Source organism: Endozoicomonas sp. ALE010 (assembly GCF_049310165.1).
Lineage (GTDB): Bacteria > Pseudomonadota > Gammaproteobacteria > Pseudomonadales > Endozoicomonadaceae > Endozoicomonas.
Map to the genome: position 1 here is coordinate 1 of NZ_JBLYNV010000067.1, position 21220 is coordinate 21220.

The 21220-nt window shown below is 43.4% G+C and carries 19 protein-coding genes and 1 pseudogene; 12 read left to right on the forward strand and 8 right to left on the reverse strand.

What is annotated here, in order from left to right; genetic code table 11:
• The first annotated feature begins 286 nt into the window (after positions 1 to 286).
• From ACO6UY_RS20550 to ACO6UY_RS20575, 6 genes and pseudogenes are all read left to right on the forward strand, one after another.
• Positions 287 to 1264, forward strand: coding sequence for a restriction endonuclease (locus ACO6UY_RS20550; protein ID WP_422491044.1), 978 nt, complete (start codon positions 287 to 289; stop codon positions 1262 to 1264).
• 139 nt (positions 1265 to 1403) lie between these two features.
• Positions 1404 to 1517, forward strand: a pseudogene (locus ACO6UY_RS20555) (excalibur calcium-binding domain-containing protein); the annotation flags it as partial.
• A 126-nt stretch (positions 1518 to 1643) separates the two neighbouring features.
• A complete protein-coding gene (locus tag ACO6UY_RS20560; RefSeq protein ID WP_422491046.1) occupies positions 1644 to 1955 on the forward strand; it encodes a hypothetical protein in 312 nt (103 codons plus the stop codon).
• Between the two features lie 106 nt (positions 1956 to 2061).
• Positions 2062 to 2511, forward strand: coding sequence for a DUF6932 family protein (locus ACO6UY_RS20565; RefSeq protein ID WP_422491047.1), 450 nt, complete (start codon positions 2062 to 2064; stop codon positions 2509 to 2511).
• Complete coding sequence (locus tag ACO6UY_RS20570; protein WP_422491049.1) at positions 2508 to 3491, forward strand: hypothetical protein; 984 nt, start codon at positions 2508 to 2510, stop codon at positions 3489 to 3491. The genes ACO6UY_RS20565 and ACO6UY_RS20570 overlap by 4 nt, the downstream gene beginning before the upstream one ends.
• Positions 3484 to 4104 (forward strand): helix-turn-helix domain-containing protein, encoded by a 621-nt coding sequence (locus ACO6UY_RS20575; protein ID WP_422491050.1) that lies wholly within the window; start codon positions 3484 to 3486, stop codon positions 4102 to 4104. Before ACO6UY_RS20570 ends, ACO6UY_RS20575 begins: the two co-directional genes overlap by 8 nt.
• Before the next feature lie 124 nt (positions 4105 to 4228).
• On the opposite strand, the gene ACO6UY_RS20580 is transcribed toward ACO6UY_RS20575, so the two are convergent.
• Entirely contained in the window at positions 4229 to 5011 is a 783-nt protein-coding gene (locus ACO6UY_RS20580) for a hypothetical protein (protein ID WP_422491051.1), read from the reverse strand.
• Positions 5012 to 5033: 22 nt separating this feature from the next.
• A complete protein-coding gene (locus ACO6UY_RS20585) occupies positions 5034 to 5759 on the reverse strand; it encodes a hypothetical protein (RefSeq protein WP_422491052.1) in 726 nt (241 codons plus the stop codon).
• A gap of 415 nt (positions 5760 to 6174) precedes the next feature.
• Here ACO6UY_RS20585 and ACO6UY_RS20590 point away from each other — a divergent pair, with 415 nt between their 5' ends.
• A complete protein-coding gene (locus ACO6UY_RS20590) occupies positions 6175 to 6960 on the forward strand; it encodes an NUMOD4 domain-containing protein (protein WP_422491054.1) in 786 nt (261 codons plus the stop codon).
• Positions 6961 to 6996: 36 nt separating this feature from the next.
• Here the strand turns inward: ACO6UY_RS20590 and ACO6UY_RS20595 are convergent, their stop codons facing one another.
• Both ACO6UY_RS20595 and ACO6UY_RS20600 read right to left on the reverse strand, forming a co-directional pair.
• Positions 6997 to 8085: a tetratricopeptide repeat protein gene (locus ACO6UY_RS20595; protein WP_422491056.1), complete on the reverse strand. Its 1089-nt coding sequence runs from the start codon at positions 8083 to 8085 to the stop codon at positions 6997 to 6999.
• Positions 8076 to 8741: a hypothetical protein gene (locus ACO6UY_RS20600; protein WP_422491057.1), complete on the reverse strand. Its 666-nt coding sequence runs from the start codon at positions 8739 to 8741 to the stop codon at positions 8076 to 8078. Before ACO6UY_RS20600 ends, ACO6UY_RS20595 begins: the two co-directional genes overlap by 10 nt.
• 667 nt (positions 8742 to 9408) lie before the next feature.
• Between ACO6UY_RS20600 and ACO6UY_RS20605 the strand changes: the two genes are divergently transcribed.
• The 5 genes from ACO6UY_RS20605 (at position 9409) to ACO6UY_RS20625 (ending at position 17251) form a co-directional block, all read left to right on the forward strand.
• Positions 9409 to 11442, forward strand: a complete 2034-nt coding sequence (locus ACO6UY_RS20605) for a DNA phosphorothioation-associated putative methyltransferase (RefSeq protein WP_422491058.1) — start codon at positions 9409 to 9411, stop codon at positions 11440 to 11442.
• A 157-nt stretch (positions 11443 to 11599) separates the two neighbouring features.
• The gene (locus ACO6UY_RS20610) at positions 11600 to 12580 is read left to right on the forward strand and encodes a DUF4007 family protein (protein ID WP_422491059.1); all 981 of its coding nucleotides are present in this window, start codon (positions 11600 to 11602) and stop codon (positions 12578 to 12580) included.
• 3 nt (positions 12581 to 12583) lie between these two features.
• Positions 12584 to 16000 carry a hypothetical protein gene (locus ACO6UY_RS20615; protein WP_422491061.1) on the forward strand — a complete coding sequence of 1139 codons (3417 nt, stop codon included), beginning with the start codon at positions 12584 to 12586 and terminating at the stop codon, positions 15998 to 16000.
• A complete protein-coding gene (locus tag ACO6UY_RS20620; protein ID WP_422491063.1) occupies positions 16000 to 16866 on the forward strand; it encodes a phosphoadenosine phosphosulfate reductase family protein in 867 nt (288 codons plus the stop codon). The genes ACO6UY_RS20615 and ACO6UY_RS20620 overlap by 1 nt, the downstream gene beginning before the upstream one ends.
• 52 nt (positions 16867 to 16918) lie before the next feature.
• Complete coding sequence (locus tag ACO6UY_RS20625; protein ID WP_422491064.1) at positions 16919 to 17251, forward strand: hypothetical protein; 333 nt, start codon at positions 16919 to 16921, stop codon at positions 17249 to 17251.
• Between the two features lie 50 nt (positions 17252 to 17301).
• On the opposite strand, the gene ACO6UY_RS20630 is transcribed toward ACO6UY_RS20625, so the two are convergent.
• The 4 genes from ACO6UY_RS20630 to ACO6UY_RS20645 are packed head-to-tail and all read right to left on the reverse strand — an operon-like array spanning position 17302 to position 21205.
• Complete coding sequence (locus ACO6UY_RS20630) at positions 17302 to 18525, reverse strand: DNA sulfur modification protein DndB (protein ID WP_422491065.1); 1224 nt, start codon at positions 18523 to 18525, stop codon at positions 17302 to 17304.
• Between the two features lie 11 nt (positions 18526 to 18536).
• Entirely contained in the window at positions 18537 to 19109 is a 573-nt protein-coding gene (locus tag ACO6UY_RS20635; protein ID WP_422491067.1) for a GIY-YIG nuclease family protein, read from the reverse strand.
• 39 nt (positions 19110 to 19148) lie between these two features.
• Entirely contained in the window at positions 19149 to 20255 is a 1107-nt protein-coding gene (locus ACO6UY_RS20640; RefSeq protein WP_422491068.1) for a cysteine desulfurase family protein, read from the reverse strand.
• 20 nt (positions 20256 to 20275) lie between these two features.
• Positions 20276 to 21205: a phospholipase D-like domain-containing protein gene (locus tag ACO6UY_RS20645; protein ID WP_422491070.1), complete on the reverse strand. Its 930-nt coding sequence runs from the start codon at positions 21203 to 21205 to the stop codon at positions 20276 to 20278.
• Positions 21206 to 21220 lie beyond the last annotated feature (15 nt).

Below are 21220 nucleotides of genomic sequence, written 5' to 3' on the forward strand. Positions count from 1 at the left end.
GCTGGAAAAGGGTGGCCGGATGTTACCGGAATAGGTGGCCGAATGTTTCCGGAATCAGTGGCCGGATGTTACCGGAATGGGTGGCCGAATGTTTCCGGAATACCCATCATATTCAAAATGGGAAAATAAGAAAAATTGGTAGCCAGCCTGCTTTACCATAGGAAGCAGAAGGTAAACGGTGGGAGAAGTAAATCTAACAAAAATCCAACGGGCACCTCCTTCTACCTACGCAAAATTTGGTATTAGGAACTCAAGCCGATAATATATCTCTTTTATGGAGAATTGAATGACTATTTGGGCATTTAATAAGGTTGATGATGATCAAGCAAGAAATCTAGTATATCAATCAATTAAGAAAGGTGTATCTAGGTTTGGTTGGTCTCAAAAAGATGAACATAACTTAAAATTGAAAGATAATTGGAGTGATTGGCATTCTAAACAATTATTTCTTCTTCAAATAAAAAAAGATGATTGGATTGTTCATATAAATACTCCTGTTTGGGGGAAATGTATAGCCGCTAGAGTAACAAAAGAATATGATTTTGATGAAGGTTTAAAATGCCCTTTTGGTGATGATTTTAGACACTGTTTCGAAGTAGATAAAGAGTCAGTTATTGAGTTCGATCGTAGAGATGATAATGTTTTACCCTCTGTAAACTTAAGGCCTAGGGGTAGGTATCATAGGGTTTATGCAGAACAAGATTTTAAGCTATCTATAGAGAATTTAAAAAACAAAACAGTTAGGCTTTCACGCTCCGAAACTAGGGGGGAGTTTCATTTAAAGGAAAGAACAGAAAAGTTAATGGCAGAAATAACTGAATCCATTCATATAATGAATAAGAGCAAGGAATTAGAAAGATTTCTTGCAAAAGTATTTAGAGAAATTGATGGAGTGATTGATGTAAATGAAAATGGGTTTGGTTGGAAAACAGATCATGGTGCTGATCTTATTGTTACAACTAGAAGTAGCTCCATTGGCAATCTTGTTTTTGAAAACAAAATAATTATTCAAGTTAAATCGTTTGGAGGTGATCATAATAGCTTGCAGGCAGTAGCTCAAGTTAGAGAAGGTATTGAAAAGTATGCTGCTGATGCTGGAATGATTATCACTACTGGAAATAGTACTGAACAGCTAGAAAACGAGATTCAAAAGGTGTCAGAAGAAATCAATAGGCCAATTGATTTGCTAGCAGGGGATGATGTCGCAAGATTTGTAATAAAGCATGCTCCGCGTCTTATCTTCAAATTTGAAGGAATTGCATAACACATATGAGTCTTCCCGATGTCAAGAGTAAAAACAATACCCTTGGCATTCCAGAACATAAAGCGGTTATGTCACTATTTGAGTCCTCTCGTCCAGTGGTACTGCCAGGTTTAGCTGCAGTGGCAAAACCCATTGTTCCCAAATGACTTCCTTTGAAGAAGCCACTTTTTACCGAGATAATTGCCCTGGCACCAATATGGACGGTGACCATGATTGCATACCTTGTGAAAGGAAGCTGTGTAATCGCTGGTAACTCATACACCATAAATAAATAGTTGTAAAAAGAAAACTGTATGAAAAAGGGTCTGTTTATCCTCACGATGGTCAGCATGATAACCGCCTGTGCACCACTGGTCGTGATGTAAAGTCTCATAACCTGATGAATATCTTTTATACAGATCATAGTTACATAGAGGCAGCGAAAATTGTTGCTGATTTAAGTGTGTATTGTGAGTCTGGAATTTTTACTGTTGAGTCTAAAAACTTTGAAACCTTGAAAAAATCTACAGTGGATCTAAGAAACAGGCATGCACAGCATTACTATATGCATGTTGAAATAGAGTTTGTTGAAAATAATAAATCCAAAGTATCAATTTATAACCTGCTGAATAACAGTCAAACCAAACAGCAGGCAATAGTCATAGAGTCATGGTTGAATAATAAATCAACGGAATGTGTTCCCAGGTTTTAGTAGGCTGATACTAAGCCATTAACTCTCTGTGATCTGGCGTGAACACAAGCAGTACATCTGACGCTTTATACACGCCATACCTCTACGTATTAAAACAAGATATACTATGGACTACCCACCCCTATTCGCCCCAGGCATGCACAGCATCACCCTGTCGGACATGCCCGAATTGTTTGTCACCCATTTTAAAGACCCGTCGAGAAGAGCGCATCTGCTGAACTGCTTTGAGGCATTTCTGGAAAAACTGAAAGAGTTCCCTGTTGAGATGGAGATCTGGATTGATGGTTCGTTTTCAACATACAAAGAAAGCCCAAGAGATATCGACCTGTTGGTTGTGGCGGATGTGAACGGGGTCAATGCCCTGTCTGCCAATCAGCAGCAGCGGTTATTCGATGTTTTTGATAGCAATGAGGCGATCAGACTCCGATACGACTGCGATGTAATTTTTGTCACCGACCTTCAGGAAGATCACAACCTCTGGAAGGAAATTTATGGTTTAGACAGAAACGACAGACCCAAAGGAATCCCTAAAATTAAAATTGGGGAAGCACTATGAACATTTCCTATTTAGAAAAGCGGATCAAAAAAACCGAAGCGCTGCTGGACAGCAAGAAAAACCGGCTGGCGGAAGAAGGGGAGAACTTCGCCCTGTCCCTGAGCATCCACTCTTTAGAGCAGCATATTAATGACCTTCACTTTAAGCTGAGTTCTGAAAAAGAGAAGCGCGAAAAAGAAGTGATAGAGCTTCGCCTGATGGGGGCGGATGTGAACAACGGCTCTGTTCCCCTGGATCTGTTGGCGAATCTGGCCAAACACTTTTCTGGTCTGGTGTTTGCTGCGGCGGCAAAAATTCACCATGGACAGGATCTGGCCGGAACCATTCCGGCAGAAATTACCCGGCCAATTAATCTCCGGTTTGCAGATATCGGGCATGGTTCCTCCCGCCTCTATATTACCGGAGATACGTCGCCTGACCTGTTTGGTGTAAGCCTGTTGGAAAATAGCCTGTCCGGCCTGTTTGATCTGCTCAATAAAGATATGAACCTTGGCCTTAGCGAACAGGTGGATAACCTGGGCCTGAGAAGCTCCCATGCGCTGGCGAAATTTCTGAAAGTCCTGCGGCAACAGCATATCGAAATTGATATCAGCTGGACTGGCGGCAATGAACAGAAACATTTCTGGCATGGTCGACGGGATAAAATCCAGATGCTGGAAACCCTGCTGGATGGTTTCAGCAGTACCGATCCAGTAGAAGTGAAAATAGAGGGAATTGTTGAGCTGATCAGCCGCTCTGGCAAGCTGGCCATCCGAAATGCCGAAGACCAGCTAATCAAAATCCGATACAGCAAACAAATGTACGAAATCGTCAGGCCATTCAGAATGGGCGACACAGTCACCATTTTTGCCAATGAGAAGACGGTCTTTAACAGTGCCACCCAGGAAGAGAAAAAGACCTACAGCCTGATCAGTATTGATGGTGAGTTAAAAGCATCTGGCGTAAGCCTGTTACAGGCAGAGGATATAAATAATGAGTAATACTTTTGCCGATCGGCTGGCCAAGGCCATGAAACTGAAGGGGGTGAAAACTGCCAGTGCCCTTTCCCGGGAAACCGGCATTGAGCGGAGTTATCTCTACCGTCTGGCCAGTGGCAAAATTGATAACCCCCATAAATATGTGGAGCGTCTGGCGGTGGCCACCGGTGTCTCCAGCCACTGGCTGGGCACGGGGATGGGTGATCCTTACGACCCGGAACCGGAGCCAACCAGAGAGCCTCCGGCTAACCCGCTGATGCTGACCCATGTCACCGTGGTGCCACCGGAAGGCGATTGGTATGAAGTGACTGCCCGGGTGCCGGATGTTTTTCTCAGCTATCAGCACAAACCCCGGGATAAGAAACTCTATGAATATTATTATGTGCCTGAGACTATCGAGTGCTTTACCGGGTTTACCTTACTGATGGTGGAAAGAGAACTGCGCCCGGGGCCGGGCATGTTTCTGGCTCAGCGTGAGGAAAACGGTAAAAAGAAGTTATGCAATTTCCTGATTACCTACAAAGGGCTGGATCAGACCAGCACCCGGCAGCCGGATATGCAGACCATTGGCCGGGTGCGAATTATGGATTACTGGGAATTGGATATGAAAAGGTAGGGATATAGTCTATCGTGACAGAGGTTCTTCTATAGCCTCCGGAACTTTTATCGTGATCGCCTTTATCCAGAAAAATCAACAATTATCAAGACCCGACCCTGTTTTCCATGTAATTTTTGGATAGTCAATATGGATTATCACCGGGGCAGTATGATGCTATATCGTTAAGAAAATTATCAGGATCCTTACAAAGGAAAAACTTGCTTTTATCCCAGAAATAATCCGCATCCAGAGTCAGTTTATCAACATTTTCAGAGAGTGATTTTTGTTCCAGCCATCGCTTAGCATTTGTATCCAAGGCAGGATATTTTTTACATATGGTTTGGACAAAGCGTCGGCAGATATGGCCATAACAGCTTTCTGGTAACTGATGCCAGGCTTCATCATAAATGCCAATGGAGTGTCTGATGGTGTTAAGGATCAGGTCTCTTTTCTTAAGAGAGCAGGCAGCAATGTATTCCTTTGGATGCCTTGCTTTTGTGACATTTACCCAGTCTTCATAAGAAAGCAAGCTTGGGATAATGACCTGATTTTCATCATTTATCAGTATTTTTACTTTTCCATTAGTAATGGGTATGACGCTGTTATAATCAATATTTTTTCCTATTAGTGTTGCCAAGCCAATCCTGTGAAGTTTTAGTAGTTTTCTAGCATATTTTTCTCTGAGATTGGTTGCAGCCATAAGTCTTGAAATTGATTTTATATTTACTGTCAACTGAGGGTGTTTTCTGGATATTAAGAGGCCACTGTTTTCTGAATTTATCTTGCTTGAGGCAAAGCCAATCAAATTAGGTTCGAAAACTTTTATCATATTTTTATTTTTTATGACGGATTTTGCTATGTTTGATCTTTCTGTTTTATCCAGTATCTCTACATAACAGCACATTTTTAAAAAAGACTCATCCATCAGATACTCCATTAGTTATTTTTTATTTGAAGAGTGAACGAATCCCGGACTGCTCTATTATAAAGTTGACTGCGTCCTTAATATCAATGGATTGAGCTCCAAACATCATGTCATTTTGTTGAATGGGGTAATAGCCCTCATACTCATAGCCATCATTATTGGCAACGGCTCCTCTGATATGCAGTACTAATTTATTTTTAAGCTCTTCTATATCAGAGCCATCTGTAATAAGTGATGCTTCCATGAAGTTATTTATTTCTTTTCTGCAGCGCTCTATAGCTTTACCGACCAGAAAGGAGTTTCCTCCAAAGGTAACCTGCCATCCATGGCGCGACGATTCAATTCGTTCAGCATGTTTTGGTGCTCTCACCGGCTTTCCGGATGAGTGGGTATGCCACCATGCTGTTCGCCTGATAAATGATTCCGCTAAATGTCGTGGAATTGTCTCCTCTCGGTTAATCCATGGAGCCTTTGATCGGATTTTATCGATTACAATTTCTCTTTTTGAAACCAGTTTTTTTCTTAGTTCTATGAGTTCTTCAAGCAAAGCCTCATCAACTTCCGCTGAGAGAAAAGTCTCCTGGCAGTTGCTACAGTGACGGGCTCTCCTGAACCAGGCTACATCATCATGATCAGAGTAATAAAAACGCCTTTGTGATGATTCACCTATGCTACTTGGAGGGACGGCTTTACATTGGTTAAATGACTGGCATTTTGGACAATAAATCTGTGGACCACCAAAGCTCATAGTACTTCCTTATAAAATGACTGGTAGTTTAAAAAAACACTGGATTTTATGGATTATCATAGTTGAATTATTCGTTTTATTTCTGCCTGAGGTGAGATGATGATCAACGGTTAAGTTTAAGGTGGAAATGGTGAAGGCTTGTGAGATTTGGCTTTGGCAAGCCTCAGTGAGTAAATAAAATGACAGTTATGGGAGTCTTGCAGGACAACGACTGGATGATGGTGACGAATGCCATTAATCGGTGACCTGGCTCCGGATGCGCAACCCTGCTTCTGTGAAGTTTGAACCCAGGCAGACCTATGAGCCAGCGGTGTTGAGTTTCTTGATATTTCCCTACACCAGGCAGATATATTTCTACCTCCCCAAACCCTATAATCTGGCACCAGTTATTTCGCCGAGTAATGGTTATCGATTGTTGAATAATACCGTATCAGACTGGCTACCCGTTAAAGGGCTGGAATCCCGCTATGAAATATCGAATACCGGCGATATCCGTAGCCTTGCCACCGGCAAACTGCTGGCCAAAAGAGTCATCGGGAATCATGAGTCAGTGTTGCTTTATGATGGCTGCAAACATAAAGGCTATACCATCGCCAAACTGTTGCAGTCGCACTTTGGCATTCAGCGGAAAGTGACTTCGCAGGTCGCTGATCTTGAGGGAGAGGAGTGGCGGGAAATTCCTGAATTTGCAGGCCTTTACTGGATATCCAACAAAGGCCGTATAAAAAGCAGGAATGCTGGCGTGCGGGATAAAGAGATGCTGGTCAAGTTAACAGACCATCCCAAGGGGGGGTATTCAGTATCACTCCATAAGCACAATAAAAAATATACCTATTCTCTCCATCGCCTGCTTGGAGAAGTGTTTATACCGAACCCTTTGAACAAACCCATGGTCATCCATCTCAACGGCAACAAAAAAGATCCCCGTCTGGAAAACCTTGCCTGGGTCAATAACTCCGAAAGCCAGAAAAATGCTGTGGCCCTTGGCCTTAAAGAGCATATTATCGGAGAAGAAAATGCCTGCAGTGTGGCAGTGCTGCAGTTGAGCACCAGGACAGGGAAAGTGCTGAAACGCTGGGGATGTATCGCCGATGTGGAGAGAGAGCTGGGTATCTGGCATTCCAATATTGCCAAAGTCTGCCGGGGAAAGAGAGCATCGGCAGGTGGGTATGGCTGGCAGTATGAAGAAGATGTATTCTGAACTGCACACTGCCTGGGCTGAACCGCACAGAAATAGTTAAGATCCGGATTTATACGTCTGCTCAGCCATCTTGTACTCATCGGCCAGATCAATGCCCATTTCAGAGCCATCACTGCCCAGCACTTTTCGACAGCCAACGTACATCATGCATACCAGGTGAAAACCGGAATAGTGCTGGCCAGGCATCGCCTTCAGCGTATATTTCTGCTCTGAACTATCCGTGTCAAAACCCGACTGGCCTTTCATGGCAACCTCAATGAACAGGTTTCTCGCCTGTTCTTCAGGGAGGCTGTCGTAAGCTTTCATGGCATCGGTTATGTACATGACCGCGTCCATTCTCAAGCCGCCCGCTTCCTCTTTGATTTGCGCGTTCTTTTCTGTGGATAATGCCGTTTTGCTCTCTTTTGCCTGCTGAGCTTGAGGAGAACCGGGAGCGATGGTTAAAACGATATTGAATTGAGTAATGGCTTCATCGCGCCGACCGGCTTTCCGAAGTGCTTCACCATAGCCCAGCTGCGTGATTGGGTCTTGTGGGCACATGGGGGCAAGGTTTTCATAGATGCCCAGTGCCTCATCATTTCTGTCTTCTGCAGAATAAAGACTGGCCACATTACGTAAAGCAAACTGATTAGCAGGCTCTATGTTCAGGGCATACTCAAACGCGTTAATCGCTTTGGCCACAGTGCGCTGGCGGGCATAGGCAACACCCAGGGCAACATAGACATTGGCTCCTGCAGAGTTTCCCTGCACCTCAATTAAGTGCTGCAGCCGCTCAATGGCTTTATCCAGCTGGTTAAGGTCAGACAGCGCCATGGCGGAATTGTAAAGTGCACTGCCATTATCCGGGTCTTGCCTTAACAGCTCATCACAAAGCTCAATACCATACTGCAAATTGCCGACATTCAGGGCTTTAAGAATATTCGCATCATTGGCCTGTGGAGAGATAACCACTTTTTCCAAATCCGCCCTGACCTCCACATGGTGGCCAAGCTCCCGATACCTGGCTTTCAGGTGATCCACCACGGCAAAGCGGAAATCAATGCCCTCAAGGTTTTGCTGATCTGCTGGCAGTTGAGACCGGTCAAACTGCGCCAGGGAAATTACCACATCGCGATTCAGATCCACTGATGCAACTCCGTCATATTAATTTTGTTGGCTGTTATTTCTACCAGCTCCAGATCATCAAGCCCATCATACTCACCGAGCAGTAACGGCCCGGCAATTTCTTTGGCGGGCTCAAGCAGCCCAAGGGACTCAAACGGAACCATCAGCGGTTTGTTTTTGATGATGCTGGCCAGGCCAAAACTCTCTGTGGCCGCCAGCAGGCGATTCCAGCGTACCAGTTGAGCCGGGAAAATGGTCTCTTTCAGCGATTGCAGATTGTTATTGATAGTTATCTTGATCGCTTCCTGCTGCTGCTCCCAGAGCTCACTCTGGTACTTCTGCAGCTCATGGTGCACGGCCACCGTGGGCAGGGCAGAGCGCAGTTGTACGATCAGGTTACCAGCGATACTCTGCGCGATATCCGGCAACTGGCCTGCAGGAACCTGCTCGACATTCTTTAGCTGCTCACTGATGATTTCAACCGCTCCAGGTGCCAGCCCAACATCTTTCAGGGGAGACTGTATCTGGTACCGACGGAGAATAAAGCGTAGCTGAACGGAAGCCAGGGCATGACGAAAAGCGTGATATTTCGAATTAACCTTAACCACATGTGCAGGCTGCCCGGGTGTGCGAGCCGTGATTTGAGTCGACAGCATATCCCCAATGGACGGATCCATAACGATCAGAGCCGGTTTGCCAGATACCTTCTCAAGCTGCTGGGCAAGGAGTTTGACACTTGGGTATGTGTCTAAGTCAAATTGCATGGATGTGCCTAAAGGTCAGGATCAATGTTTGGGGTTGAGTTCTATCATATGGCGCAGAAAAGTGACAGGTGAACCGCAGGGATTTTTTGGTTCTAAAGTATCATTTTCTGTCAGTGAGTCTCCGTGGTAATACTCCCAGTCCGTCATCAATAAACTGTCGAATGAGATAACTTTTAGTAAGCCCCCTTTGTTTTTGTGTAAGTCAGAACCCATCTGAAGTAGATGGAGAGTTGTATAGCTGGGTTGAAGTGCCTTAAGCTCCAGTCATACATATAGTGTGAGTTTGTATTATGGAGCCATCGATCTCTTATAGGGTTACTCGAGGAAAACAGGCAGGAACTGTTTGTACACCTCACAAACACTGTTGTGGCAGATATGTAGTGAGCAAAACTCGATTTCAGCGGGATTATATCTATCTGGAGTCGTTGAGTGATGTGCTGACGTATCTGCAGGCTGGCTACAAGCTCAGGGTAAGTGACCCTGTTACAAAATCTTCTCCAAGCCTGGTTCGACTAGCGTCGTTGACTATCTCATAAAAATTATCAGGTGACAGATTTGAACTGATCGGGGAATCGTTGCGATGACGCCAGAGATTTTTCAGGCCCATGTAAAAGAGCTTCAGTATGGTAAAAAATTACCGGGAGCCGTTTATCTCCACAAAAGCACGTTTCATAAAGAAGCGGCAGAATTAGGCCAATGGATTTCCCAGAAGCTGGAAGCCCTTGGCCAGGATGTTCCATGGACGGTGATTAAACTGCAAACCAGAGGCTTTGGTGTTTCGTTGTTGAACTACCCGGATTTTTATGAAGAGGCATATCCCGCTCTTCACTCCAGCCTAAGTCTCGATTTTGAACGAGAACGTTACAAGCATAATAAGTTTTCCGGCATCAATCCTCCCATCCTGCATCGTAAAGAAACAATGGTCGCTCCGGATGACCCTTACTATGAGGAGTTTTGTAATATCACCCGGGAAGGCGAAGAGGCCGGTTTATACGACAATGCAAAAATCATTGGTTTCAGGCAAACCTGGGAATCGCTGATTCATGAACGCGGTTATGAACTGGTGGATGGCAGGCTTTTTCGGTCATCCTCGTTAGCGCCGACAGCACAGAAAATAGAGCGTCATCGAACTGCACTTTCTCGTGATGCTTTATCTGCCCCGATGAAAACCCTGGCAAAGCAAGGCTACCTGGAAGGCGACTACACGCTATTTGACTATGGCTGTGGGCGGGGCGATGACCTATGCGAGCTGGAGGCACATGGTCTTTCTGCTTCGGGTTGGGATCCTAATTGGCGGCCGGATGGCGAAAAGGTCACTGCTGATTTGGTGAACATTGGCTATGTGATCAATGTGATTGAAGACTTGGAGGAGCGTGTTAATGCCCTGTTAGGTGCCTGGCGACTAACAAAAAAGCTACTGGTGGTTTCGGCAATGATTGCCGGAGAAGAGCATATAAAGAAGTTTAAGCGCTATAAAGATGGTGTCATTACTTCACGGAACACATTTCAAAAATATTATACCCAGAGTGAGCTTCAGCATTTTATTGAACATATTGTTGAAGAAGACCCGATAGCGGTTGCCCCCGGTATTTTCTATATCTTCAAAGATAAAGATGAAGAGCAGCTATACCTTGCCAACAAACAGCGAAGAGTCAGCCATCACTGGAAGCAGTTAACCCAGAAGCCGGTTAAGGTGCCAAGGTCAGACATTCTTTTTGTCGAGCATGGTGCGTTGCTGGAGCAGTTCTGGGTCAGTTGTCTGGACTATGGTCGTCTACCTGCTGCAGATGAATTCAGCCAATATGAGCAGGTTAAAGCAGTGGTGGGCTCGCCTAAAAAAGCCTTCCGGATTTTGTGTGGGCGTTACGAGATTAGTGATTTTGAAAAGGCTGAAAATGACCGCCGGGAAGACTTGCTCATATACTTTGCTCTTCAGCAGTTTTGTAAGCGTAAGCCTTATAGGCATATGCCAGAAAAGCTCAAGCGAGACATAAAGGCTTTTTTTGGTGATTACAAAACAGTACAGGCTAATGCGCAAACCCTACTATTTTCGTTGGGAGGAACAGATGCAATAGAGCAAGCTTGCTGTCAGGCTCACGAGCAGTTACCTGCAAGCATCCTGAACGAGGGGCATTCCCTTGTCATACACTCCAAATTTGTTACTGACCTTCCTCCCGCCTTACGACTTTATATCGGTTGCGCCACTCTGCTGTATGGTGATGTGAGCGATGTTGACTTGGTTAAAGTGCACATTCGTTCTGGAAAGTTAACCTTGATGAAGTACGAAGGGTTTGAGACTAAACCGATTCCGATGCTGCAGGATCGTATAAAAATTAATCTGAGAAAGCAGGAGATAGAACTTTATAATTATACGGACGGCACGTATGCCCCGCAGCCTCTGTATTGGAAGTCCAAGTTGATTGATGAAGGCTTTGCTGATTATGACAAGCAGAAATCCTTTGATAAAAAACTTCGCGCCCTGGAGTTGCCTGACATGGATGGTTATGGTCTCGACTACGACACCTTTACCGAAGTGCTAAAGCATGGTTATAACCTCGAGGTTAAGGGTTATCGCTTCTACAAAGTCAATAAAGACTGTGAAGAGCTTTACTAATCCTGTGATGACTGTTTTTATATACAGTACTTTGAGCAGGGTGGTTAGGTGGATTCCGTGATGAATTTATAATCTTACGCCTTGCCTTAAAAATTGATCTAACGGACAATCAGTCACTGGAGGTTAACTCCAGTGGCAAATAAAACGGCAGGTGCAAGTGGCAAATTATACGGCTAAATTTTCAGGGCATGAGACTTTTCCTCTTCGGTACGGGTGGTTGTACAAGGCCGTTTCATCCGTGCGCGATCAGTATGATGACAAGCCGTTGAAGCCCGTAACCTCAGGTAGTTCAGAAGATAAAGAGAAAGCTGTCGTCCGTATGGGCGTAGGTAAAAACATGGTTAGTTCTATAGCTTATTGGACTATTGCATCAAAAATGATCGATGATGCTAACCGTGAACAAGACACCCTGACAGAAATTGCAGCTGATCTTTTTGGGGAAGAGAAAGGGGTGCCGGGATGGGACCCTTATATGGAACGTATTGGTACAGTCTGGCTGCTGCACTGGTTGCTGAACCGTGATTACCATACAGTTACGTCTTATCGGTGGTTTTTTAACCGGTTTAACGGTCAGCGTTTCGATAAGCAGCAACTACTAGACTCTCTGACCTTAGATGCTGAAAAACTGAAATTTGATGGTAGCGAAAAAGCCGTAAAGAAAACGCTCAACCAAAAAACGGTCAGCAAAGATATCGATTGCTTTTTGCAGGGTTATACTTATAGAAGTTCCTCAAACTCCAAGATCAGTGAAGACAGCTTTTCCTCTCCTCTCGTCGAGTTAGGCTTGATCCGTACATTAGAAGATGGGCGCTATAAAAAATACAATGCTGATCTGGGCGAACAGGAAAGCCTGCCTATTGAGGTGTTCACTTATGCTCTTATCGATTTTTGGAATATGTATGCCAAAGAGAGTAAAACGATTTCTTTTGATCGGTTACTGACCGCTGAGGGTTCACCTGCTCGAATCTTTCGCTTGTCACAGAGTGCTTTGGCGAACCGTCTGGATTTGGTTGAGGAATTGACTGATAAACGCATTTCTTGGACGGACACTCAAGGCTTACGCCAGATTCAGTGCGACGATATTGTTAACCTGAATGACTCCAAGTCTTTCATTCTCAGCCAATACTATCCAGGGTAAACAATGCTGCTTGCAGACAAATATTTCATCAATGTTCGCTATCAGCGTGCTACCCGTATTGATAACGACCTGTCACCTGAATTCTTTCCTGGCCTTGTATTTCATGGCACAGCTGAAAATACACTGCGTACACTGGGTAAGCAGTATTCAGAAGCAAGACAGCGAGCGTTTACCGTAACCGGCCCGTATGGTACCGGTAAGTCTACCATTGCCCTTTTATTAGCTGGTTGCTTGCATGATAACAAGCAGATTCGCAGCGCAGCAAAAGCACGTCTAGGCAAGGCTTTTGACAAAGAGTTTGGACGTTATTTCAAAGTTGATAAAGGCTGGTTAATCATCAGGGCAGTGGGAGGTATTGGCCATCCCGTTGGTTCTATGTGGCAAGCTGTCATCAAAGCCCTATCTGAACATCCAGGCACCAGCAAGTTAGCAGAAAAATACGATCAACCATCAACTGCCCCAAGTTCAGATGAGTTTTATGCCTTTATGCAGGCAATGCTCAAAGACGTAAAGGGAAAAGTCGATGGTGTCTTGTTCATGCTAGATGAGATGGGCAAAACTGTTGAGCATTTCATTCGTGATGATAGTAGCGGCGCTAACAAAGCTCTAAAGGTTCAATTTTTCCAGAATTTTGCTGAACTGTTCTCAGAAGTGCCTGGACTGTTCGTCGGCTTTTTGCATCAAGCGTTCAGTGAGTATGCCCAGTCACGCGGGAAGAATATTCAGGATGAATGGGCAAAAATACAAGGTCGCTATACTGACCTGCTTTACAATGTTTCTGAAGATGAAACAGTTGCTCTGATCGCCCAGTCTCTTGAGGCACAGCTGGCACTTTTGGATGACTCTGCCCAATACCATAGTCAGCTGGTGGAGAAAGTTTGCAAAACATTGCAGCGAGAGAAACTGCGCACGAACAAAGTCCTTCAGCGCCGCCTCCTGGACTGTTTTCCACTGCATCCGACCGTGGCACTGCTGCTTGGTCCAATATCAAAACGCCGCTTTAGTCAGAATGAACGAAGCACTTTTAGCTTTTTGAACTCAAGAGAGCCTCATAGTTTTCACCGCTTTCTTGAAGATCATGATGATGGTGAAAATGTTAGCTACCGACTCTACAACTTATGGGATTACCTTGAGAGCAATCTTGAACATCATATTGTTGGCACCAATGATGGTCATGCATGGTCGGTAGCCAGTGAAGCAGTAATTCGTATCAGTAATAGTGGAAGTGATACCCATAGGCAGATTGTTAAAACCATTGCCATGCTGAACCTATTTGGTCGTACCTTGGGTATGTACGCTACCGACTCTGCGCTGAAAGCGGCTATGGATCACATTGATGAGAGTACGCTGGAGCAGTCTCTAGATGAGCTGCGCTTGCAGTCAATTGTCACTTTCAGAAAACACCTGAGTGCCTGGGCTGTATTTGAAGGCAGTGACTTTGACCTTGAAGGCTTGCTAGAAGAGCAAAGAGAAAACTTACAGTTTGATGATAGCTGGACAAACGTACTTGACTATCAGCGCTTCACCATTGCCAAGCGTCACTACCATGAAGCTGGTACGCTTCGTTGGCTCGATCAGCGTGTTGCGCTCTCTGTCGAAGATGCTGGCAAAGAAAACTGGAAAAATCGTAATGAAGCATTTGCCTCGTTTTTGTTATTAGTGAATGAATCAGAGGACAGTGCAGAGCAATTAGCAGAGTTCAGCAAGCTGAATACTCGTTATGTTACCGGTGTTTGTCTGGATATTGAGCCGCTTAAAATAGCTGCAAAAGAGTTATGGGCACTGCAACTCATCGCTCAAGATACACCTGAGTTGATGCACGACAAAATTGCGGCCAAAGAATATGAAGTACGTAAAGCGAATGCTCAAAAAGAGTTGGATTCTGCTTATGACAAAGCATTTTCCAATAGCGTTTGGTGGTCTGATGGTCAGCGAATAGGTTCTGACTCTCTCAACGTTATTGCTTCGCAAATAGCGGATCAGATGTATCCCTATACACCCAAGATTTTCAATGAACTGATTAACCGCAAAAGACCATCGGGCACCTCCAATGCAGCCCGTCGTAAACTGATGGAGCGCATGGTTGAGTTTTCTGACCAGGATAACCTTGGACTTGATGAAGGGTTTCCTCCGGAAAAAGCGATTTACCTATCTTGCCTGAAGCAAACAGGTCTACATGCAGCTCAAAAAGGTGGGTTTGGATTTAAGATTCCAAAGAAAAAAGGCTCTGAAAGCTTACGTAAGATGCTTGAAGCAGCCAAGGAAAAGATCAATACAGCTGCTGAGTTGGTAACTCTTGCGGAAATTTACTCCCTGTGGGAAAGCAAACCCTTCGGCTTGACGGCTGGACTATCACCCGTTCTGGCACTGGCATATCTCTTGAGTCGGGATGAAGAGCTGGCTTACTACGATAAGGACAGCACTGGAGAGTATGTGTTTATCCCTGAGATTGATGATGAGTTCGTCAATAAAATGATGCGGGCACCAAAAGAAGTAGCGGTGCGTTACTTCGAGGTGAGCGGAGTTAAACACCACTATATTCATACTTTTGCTAAGGTGGCAGGAAATAAGTTAGAGAGAGAAATATCTCCTCAAGCACTGAGTGTTGCTCGTCCTATTGTCACCTTTGTTCATCAGTTGCCAGCATGGGTGAAAAATGCGCGCTTAGCTGATGGGCCTGCTAAAAAGTTCCGGGATGCGGTCATGAAAGCAAATGACCCATATCGTTTGCTGCTTGAAGACCTGTATGCTGTTTTTGGTATGGATTCTGCCAAGTCAGAAGAAGACTCTGACAAGCTGCTAGACAACGCACTCAACAATGCAATCGATCAGCTGCGATCCATGCATATGGAAATGCTGAATGGCTACAAGAAAATTTTGACTGAAGAACTTGGACAGCTGGATTCAAGCTTGGAGAAGCGTTGTGAACGGGTGCAGAGTGTTGCAGCAGACTTTCGATTACAGAGATTTGCTAGGTTACTTGGGCAATGCTCATCTTCTGATGACCATTGGTTAGAAAGTCTGATCTCTCTTGTTGCATCCGCTCCAGCTAAGGACTGGAATGATGCAGCCCTAGCAAGGGGGCGTGAAGAGTTATTTGAATATTGCCAGCGTTTCAAACGAGTAGAGAATTTTATTTCAGCAGGAGTACCGGATTCCGATGTGGAGCAGTCGAAATCGATTGCTCTGGTTGTTGGTTCTGGTCGAAGAGCTGAAACATTTTCTCGACAAGTATCGATTAATGAAAAGCAAACTGAGGAAGTCGGGAAACTGAAATCTAAATTGCTTAAAGTGCTAAAAGGTTACAGTGCTGATGATTTAAAAGCTCTGGCATTACAGGAAGCACTGAAGGATCTCCTGACATCAGACGATGAACCTGAGCCTGCAACTGGGCAAGTATGTGAGTTGGAGGGAGCCTGATGAGTGAGCCACGTAAAGTAAAGCATGTACTAGGTTTATCAGGCGGGAAGGATAGCGCAGCCTTGGCCGTTTATATGCGAGACACTTATCCCGACTTGGATATTGAGTACTTCTTTACCGATACAGGAAAGGAACTCCCTGAAGTTTATGAATACTTCAACAGGCTGGAGGCCTACCTCGGGAAAGAAATTGTCCGACTGAATGATGATAAAGGCTTTGACTACTGGCTGAAGCAGTTCAATAACTTCCTGCCATCTGCTCAGCAGCGCTGGTGCACCATTCAGATGAAGCTGAAGCCTTTTGAAGAGTGGGTAAAACCATTTATTGCAGAGGGGTATGAAATCATCAGTTACGTCGGTATCCGGGCTGATGAACCTTATCGAGATGGTTACGTACCAACAGAGAAGTTCCTGAAAGTCCGTATGCCATTTGCTGAAGATGGGCTAAACAAACAAGACATTATTAATCTTTTGAATAATGTTGGCCTTGGTCTGCCGAAATATTATGAATGGCGCTCTCGCAGTGGCTGTACTTTCTGCTTTTACCAGAGAAAGATTGAGTGGGTAAAGTTGAAGGAGCGTCACCCGGAAGCTTTTGAAGAAGCAAAGCGATACGAAAAGCATCTCAATGAGAATGCTTCGGGTGAAAAGTATTACTGGCTTGGGAAAGATACACCGCTCTCTACTCTGGAAGATCCTAAACGGATTGAAGAGATCAAGCGGAATCACGAAAAAGCATTACAGCGCTTTGAGAAAAAGCGTCGGCGTAATGCTTTGTTGGAGCAGGAGTTGATTGAGATGGTGGATCTCGACGCCATTTATGATGAAGTCGAGGGTGGTGGGGCTTGTTTTACTTGTTACAAATGAAAAACTTTGTATAAACTCTAATAGTTCGATAATGCATGAAAAGGATTTCGAAATGCAGAAGAAGCAAGTAACAGATTTGAAGTATAAAGACGGTGAGAAGGTTGCACATCCTATGCACTTGTCAAATACTTCATGGAACCGAGATGGTGTAAAAAAAGTTAAGAAATCAAGAAAGGAGTGTGTCTGCGTTTTTGGCTGTGAAATTACGACGGGTTCACAGTATACGTCACTTGAAATGCTGGCTGGATCTGGCGGTTGTGAAACATCCTGTGTGAGTTTTGCTCTATGTGAAGCCCATACACTTGAAACCGAAAAAGAGTTAAACCATCCATTGACTCAGATACCGAGCCAGATGATTTGGTTGAGGTATGGGCAACTTAAATAGTAATAGCAGCTCAATTCAATTTATATTGAGCTTGCTCAATTTACCCTTATTTATTTAAAGATCGGAAGTTTTTTTGACTTGGTTTTATGATACTCAGCATATTTAGATTCAAGGTCCTTCTTGTTGATTTTTGTTTTTGCTAATCCTGTTGATTTGCACAAAAGTTCTGTTATGAATGCCCTCTCTGCTTTTGCGCCAGATATTCGCTTTGTATCAGGATTCCAAATTATGTTAACCCATGGTTCTTTGGTTAAATCAGTAGGGATCTTGTTGAGATTATCAGTAATCTCGCTTATCTCTTTGTCTTCAAGTAGAGATCTTTGAATGGTTTCAGCGTAAATTAGTTGCCCAATAGGCCTCATCCATATCGATCCTCCATCTTTCGTTCTGTATTTACCAGGTTTGCTTTTTTGGCTCGAAATTTCTTCTAGCTGTTTGATTTTTGAAAAAAGTTGCTCCCATATTGATGATAGATATAAATAAAAGTCATCCAAAAAAGCATCGTCAGGTCTTTTTGAAAGAAAATCTTTATCAAGGTCAGTTCCATTATTATAAGACTGTCCAATCGTATAGTTGCACTCGTACAGGGATGCCAAAGTAGAAAAGTAGATTGAATCCTTTGTTGATGTTGAAATCTGCTTTCCAGTTGAGTCTATTTTTATCAATTTCTTTATTGCGTCTAACTCTCTTACCATACGTCTTGTAGTGATTGCTACACAATCATCTTCGTCAATTGCAATATTTGTTTTTTGGTCTGTAGGCTTTGCATACCTATTCAATTTTGTGAAAAGCCGCCTTGTTCGAACCATTCCATCTTTTGTTTCATCATGTTTTATTATAAGGACGGAGATTTCTTCATTTTTTAGATCAACATTCTCTTTAACAGCATTTTTAATTGACTCAAGCCTATGTTGGCCGTCAAGGGCAAAATAAGTCTGGCTTCCATCCATTTGCAATAGACCAAATGAATGATTAACTTTGTCAACAATACCATGCTGCTCGTCGATACGTATTGGGTGGAACTGTGGGTTGCCATTATAGATGGCTACAACAAGGCTTCCATAAAATCGCTGTTTTTCATTTAGTAAAAACTCTGTCATATCTGTTACCCTTCCGGATAACTCTCGCTGTATTAATTGATCTAACTCTTTATTTGGGTGAATCTCCTCGGCGAGTTCCACCTGCTTTGCAACCTCACCAAATTTCATTTTAGTGATGTAATAAGTCCAATCACCCATTTTTGCTTTAAGTGCGGGGACGTAATTTGTGCTCATTAGATTTCCTCTTAAAAAGCAGGTTCGGGATTACAAAGAAGAAATGAATTTTGACTGAATGCTTTTTGTGCTGAATAGTCCGGCTCATTTTCTATATAAGCATCATATGGCTCATCAAAACTTGCCGAAATATAATTTGAGTAATTATTGAAATCATCCTTGGATAATCTCTGAGATGAATTAAAAATTGGATCAAATAACTGAATGAGAGTGTCTTCCACAGTTGTCAAGTTGTCAGGAGGTACTGCCGCCAAGAAAATTTCCAAACTGTCACCATACTCTGAAAACATGGTTTTTATGTTCTCTCGAATTTTTCTTGTTGCACTAGCTTTTATTGATTCCCTTTTGTCAAGCAGATATGACTCAAGTCGAGTATTCAGGTTATTGGTTTTGCCTATATAAACCACAAGCGGATAAAGTTGTCTACTGGAAATAGGTCTTCTAGCTTGCTTCTTCTTATAAATATATATACACCAGGACATGTAGGTGATTTTTTTAGGTTGGCTTTTGTAAGTTTTCCTATTTTTGACCATTGTAGTTTTGGTATTTTCTTTGCTTGAATATTGATGAAATCTTCTTTCCATACTCTACAATCCCCAATGTTGGGGAAATCTATATAGTTATCACTCATGCTTTAATGAAGTTTTTATTAGGTTTGTAATAGTGGTAATTTCTTCGGTGGATGATTGAATTCCAAAGCTAAGCCTAATAGTCCTTTCGCTAGCATTTCTATTAAGCCCTATTGCCTTGAGAACGTGTGACGGTTCTACTGATGCAGAAGAACATGCAGAAGTACTTGAAATAGACACATGATTTTTATACTCATTAAATAGTTTGTTAGAATCAAGGTTGCTAATAGTGATATTTAAAATATTTGGAATTTTTTTTTGCGAACCATTATGGGTTATATCAACTGATGATATCTTCTCCAAAAAAATACTGTATATAGTATTTATATGTTCTCTATCATTTCTGTTTCTGAGTGCAGACTCAAATCCAACTATTAGAGGAGTAGCCATGGTTCCTCCGCGAAGTCCAATTTCTTGCCCGGCCCCATGAATAACAGGCGTAATTCTAGTTTCTCGTATATTACGAATGTAAAGCGCACCAATCCCCTTAGGACCATAAATCTTGTGTCCGGAAACAGACATCAAATCAATATTCAGATCATCAACATCAATATCGAGCTTACCAAAGGATTGAGCTGCATCAGTATGAAATGGAATGCCTCGATCCAAACATAAGGCACCTATCTGTTCAATAGGTTGAATGGTGCCTAGTTCATTATTGACATGATGAATGCTGGCCAGAATGGTGTCAGAGCGGATTGCTTCCTTCACTTTTTCCGGATGAATCACGCCTTCCTGGTCTGGATCGACATACGTAACTTCAAAACCTTCTCTTTCCAGGTAGTGGCAGATAGCCAGAATACACTTGTGCTCGATAGATGAAGTGATGATATGACGCCCTTTTTCCCTATTCGCCCAAGCAATCCCTTTAATGGCTAAGTTGTTGGACTCGGTTGCACCGCTGGTAAATATAATTTCACTGGGGTAAGCACCAATTTCATCAGCAATAGTGGTACGTGCCTGTTCTATCGCTTCTGCTGCCTGCCGACCCATCTGGTGTGAGGAGGATGGATTAGCATAAAAGTCCGTAAACCATGGGCGCATTGCCTCCATCACTTCAGGCAGAACAGGGGTTGATGCGGCAAAATCAAGATATATCATAATGAGGGGGGCCTGAAATTCTATTGAAGGAGTTTTATGCGCTGAGAGTGGCGGGGACGATCAACTAGCACTTCTCCAGTGAGATAAACCTGACAGTAACCTAGTAGATTTTGAGTAAGTGCTTTGACGTCCGTACGGTATGGACGCGGGTCATCTTGAAGTGCTTGCTGGATTGCTGTTGAGAGTTCACCAAAATAGAAGCATTTATCATGATGCTCCTCAAGCGAGGTCATTAACCATTGAAAGACTTTACTGTTTTTGATGATGGTTTTGGTTAGTCCACTGCTTTCACAGTTAAAAAGCTGCTCATCGTGCGTGGTTTTAAAGTCATCATCTATGTCCTCGAGTGGATTAAGTAATGGAAAGTCCTTCATCCAAAGCTCTGTTGATTGCTCAAGCATATCCTCTGGCCAACAGGTTAAATTATATTTCGTCAGTTCCAGAGTAATGTCAGAGAGCAACTCTTTCATTTTCTCCAGCATGGTTCTTGTGAGCGGAATCGACTCAGCGATAATGCTATTGACCATTAGCAGGTCTTCTTCATCAGCAGTAACCTTCGTCATTAACTCAAGATTACCATCTCCGGAAATGCTTAAACCATTATTGGTGAAATTAGCGCTGCCAAGATACAAAACGGATTCATTAATCAAATAGAGCTTTGCATGGAGCGATGGATGTATTCGAAGGTCTACACCAATATTGAGCAGTGATTCGAAAGCGCTAATTGTTGATGAGCCTGCTAAGAAGTCCTGTGGTATTGCCCTGGCTACAATTGTAGTGTTGCCATTGCTTCTCAGACTTTCTTTGTGAGTATTCACAGCACTGTCAGTAATGTATGCACTCAGTATTTTTACCGAAGACGCACTACTTAACTGAACTTCCAGAGTTTCGTTGAATCTTGCAGATTTAATTAAGTTCATCGAGAAAAGATGTGTTGAGGATGTTGCCATTCTCAACACATAGGT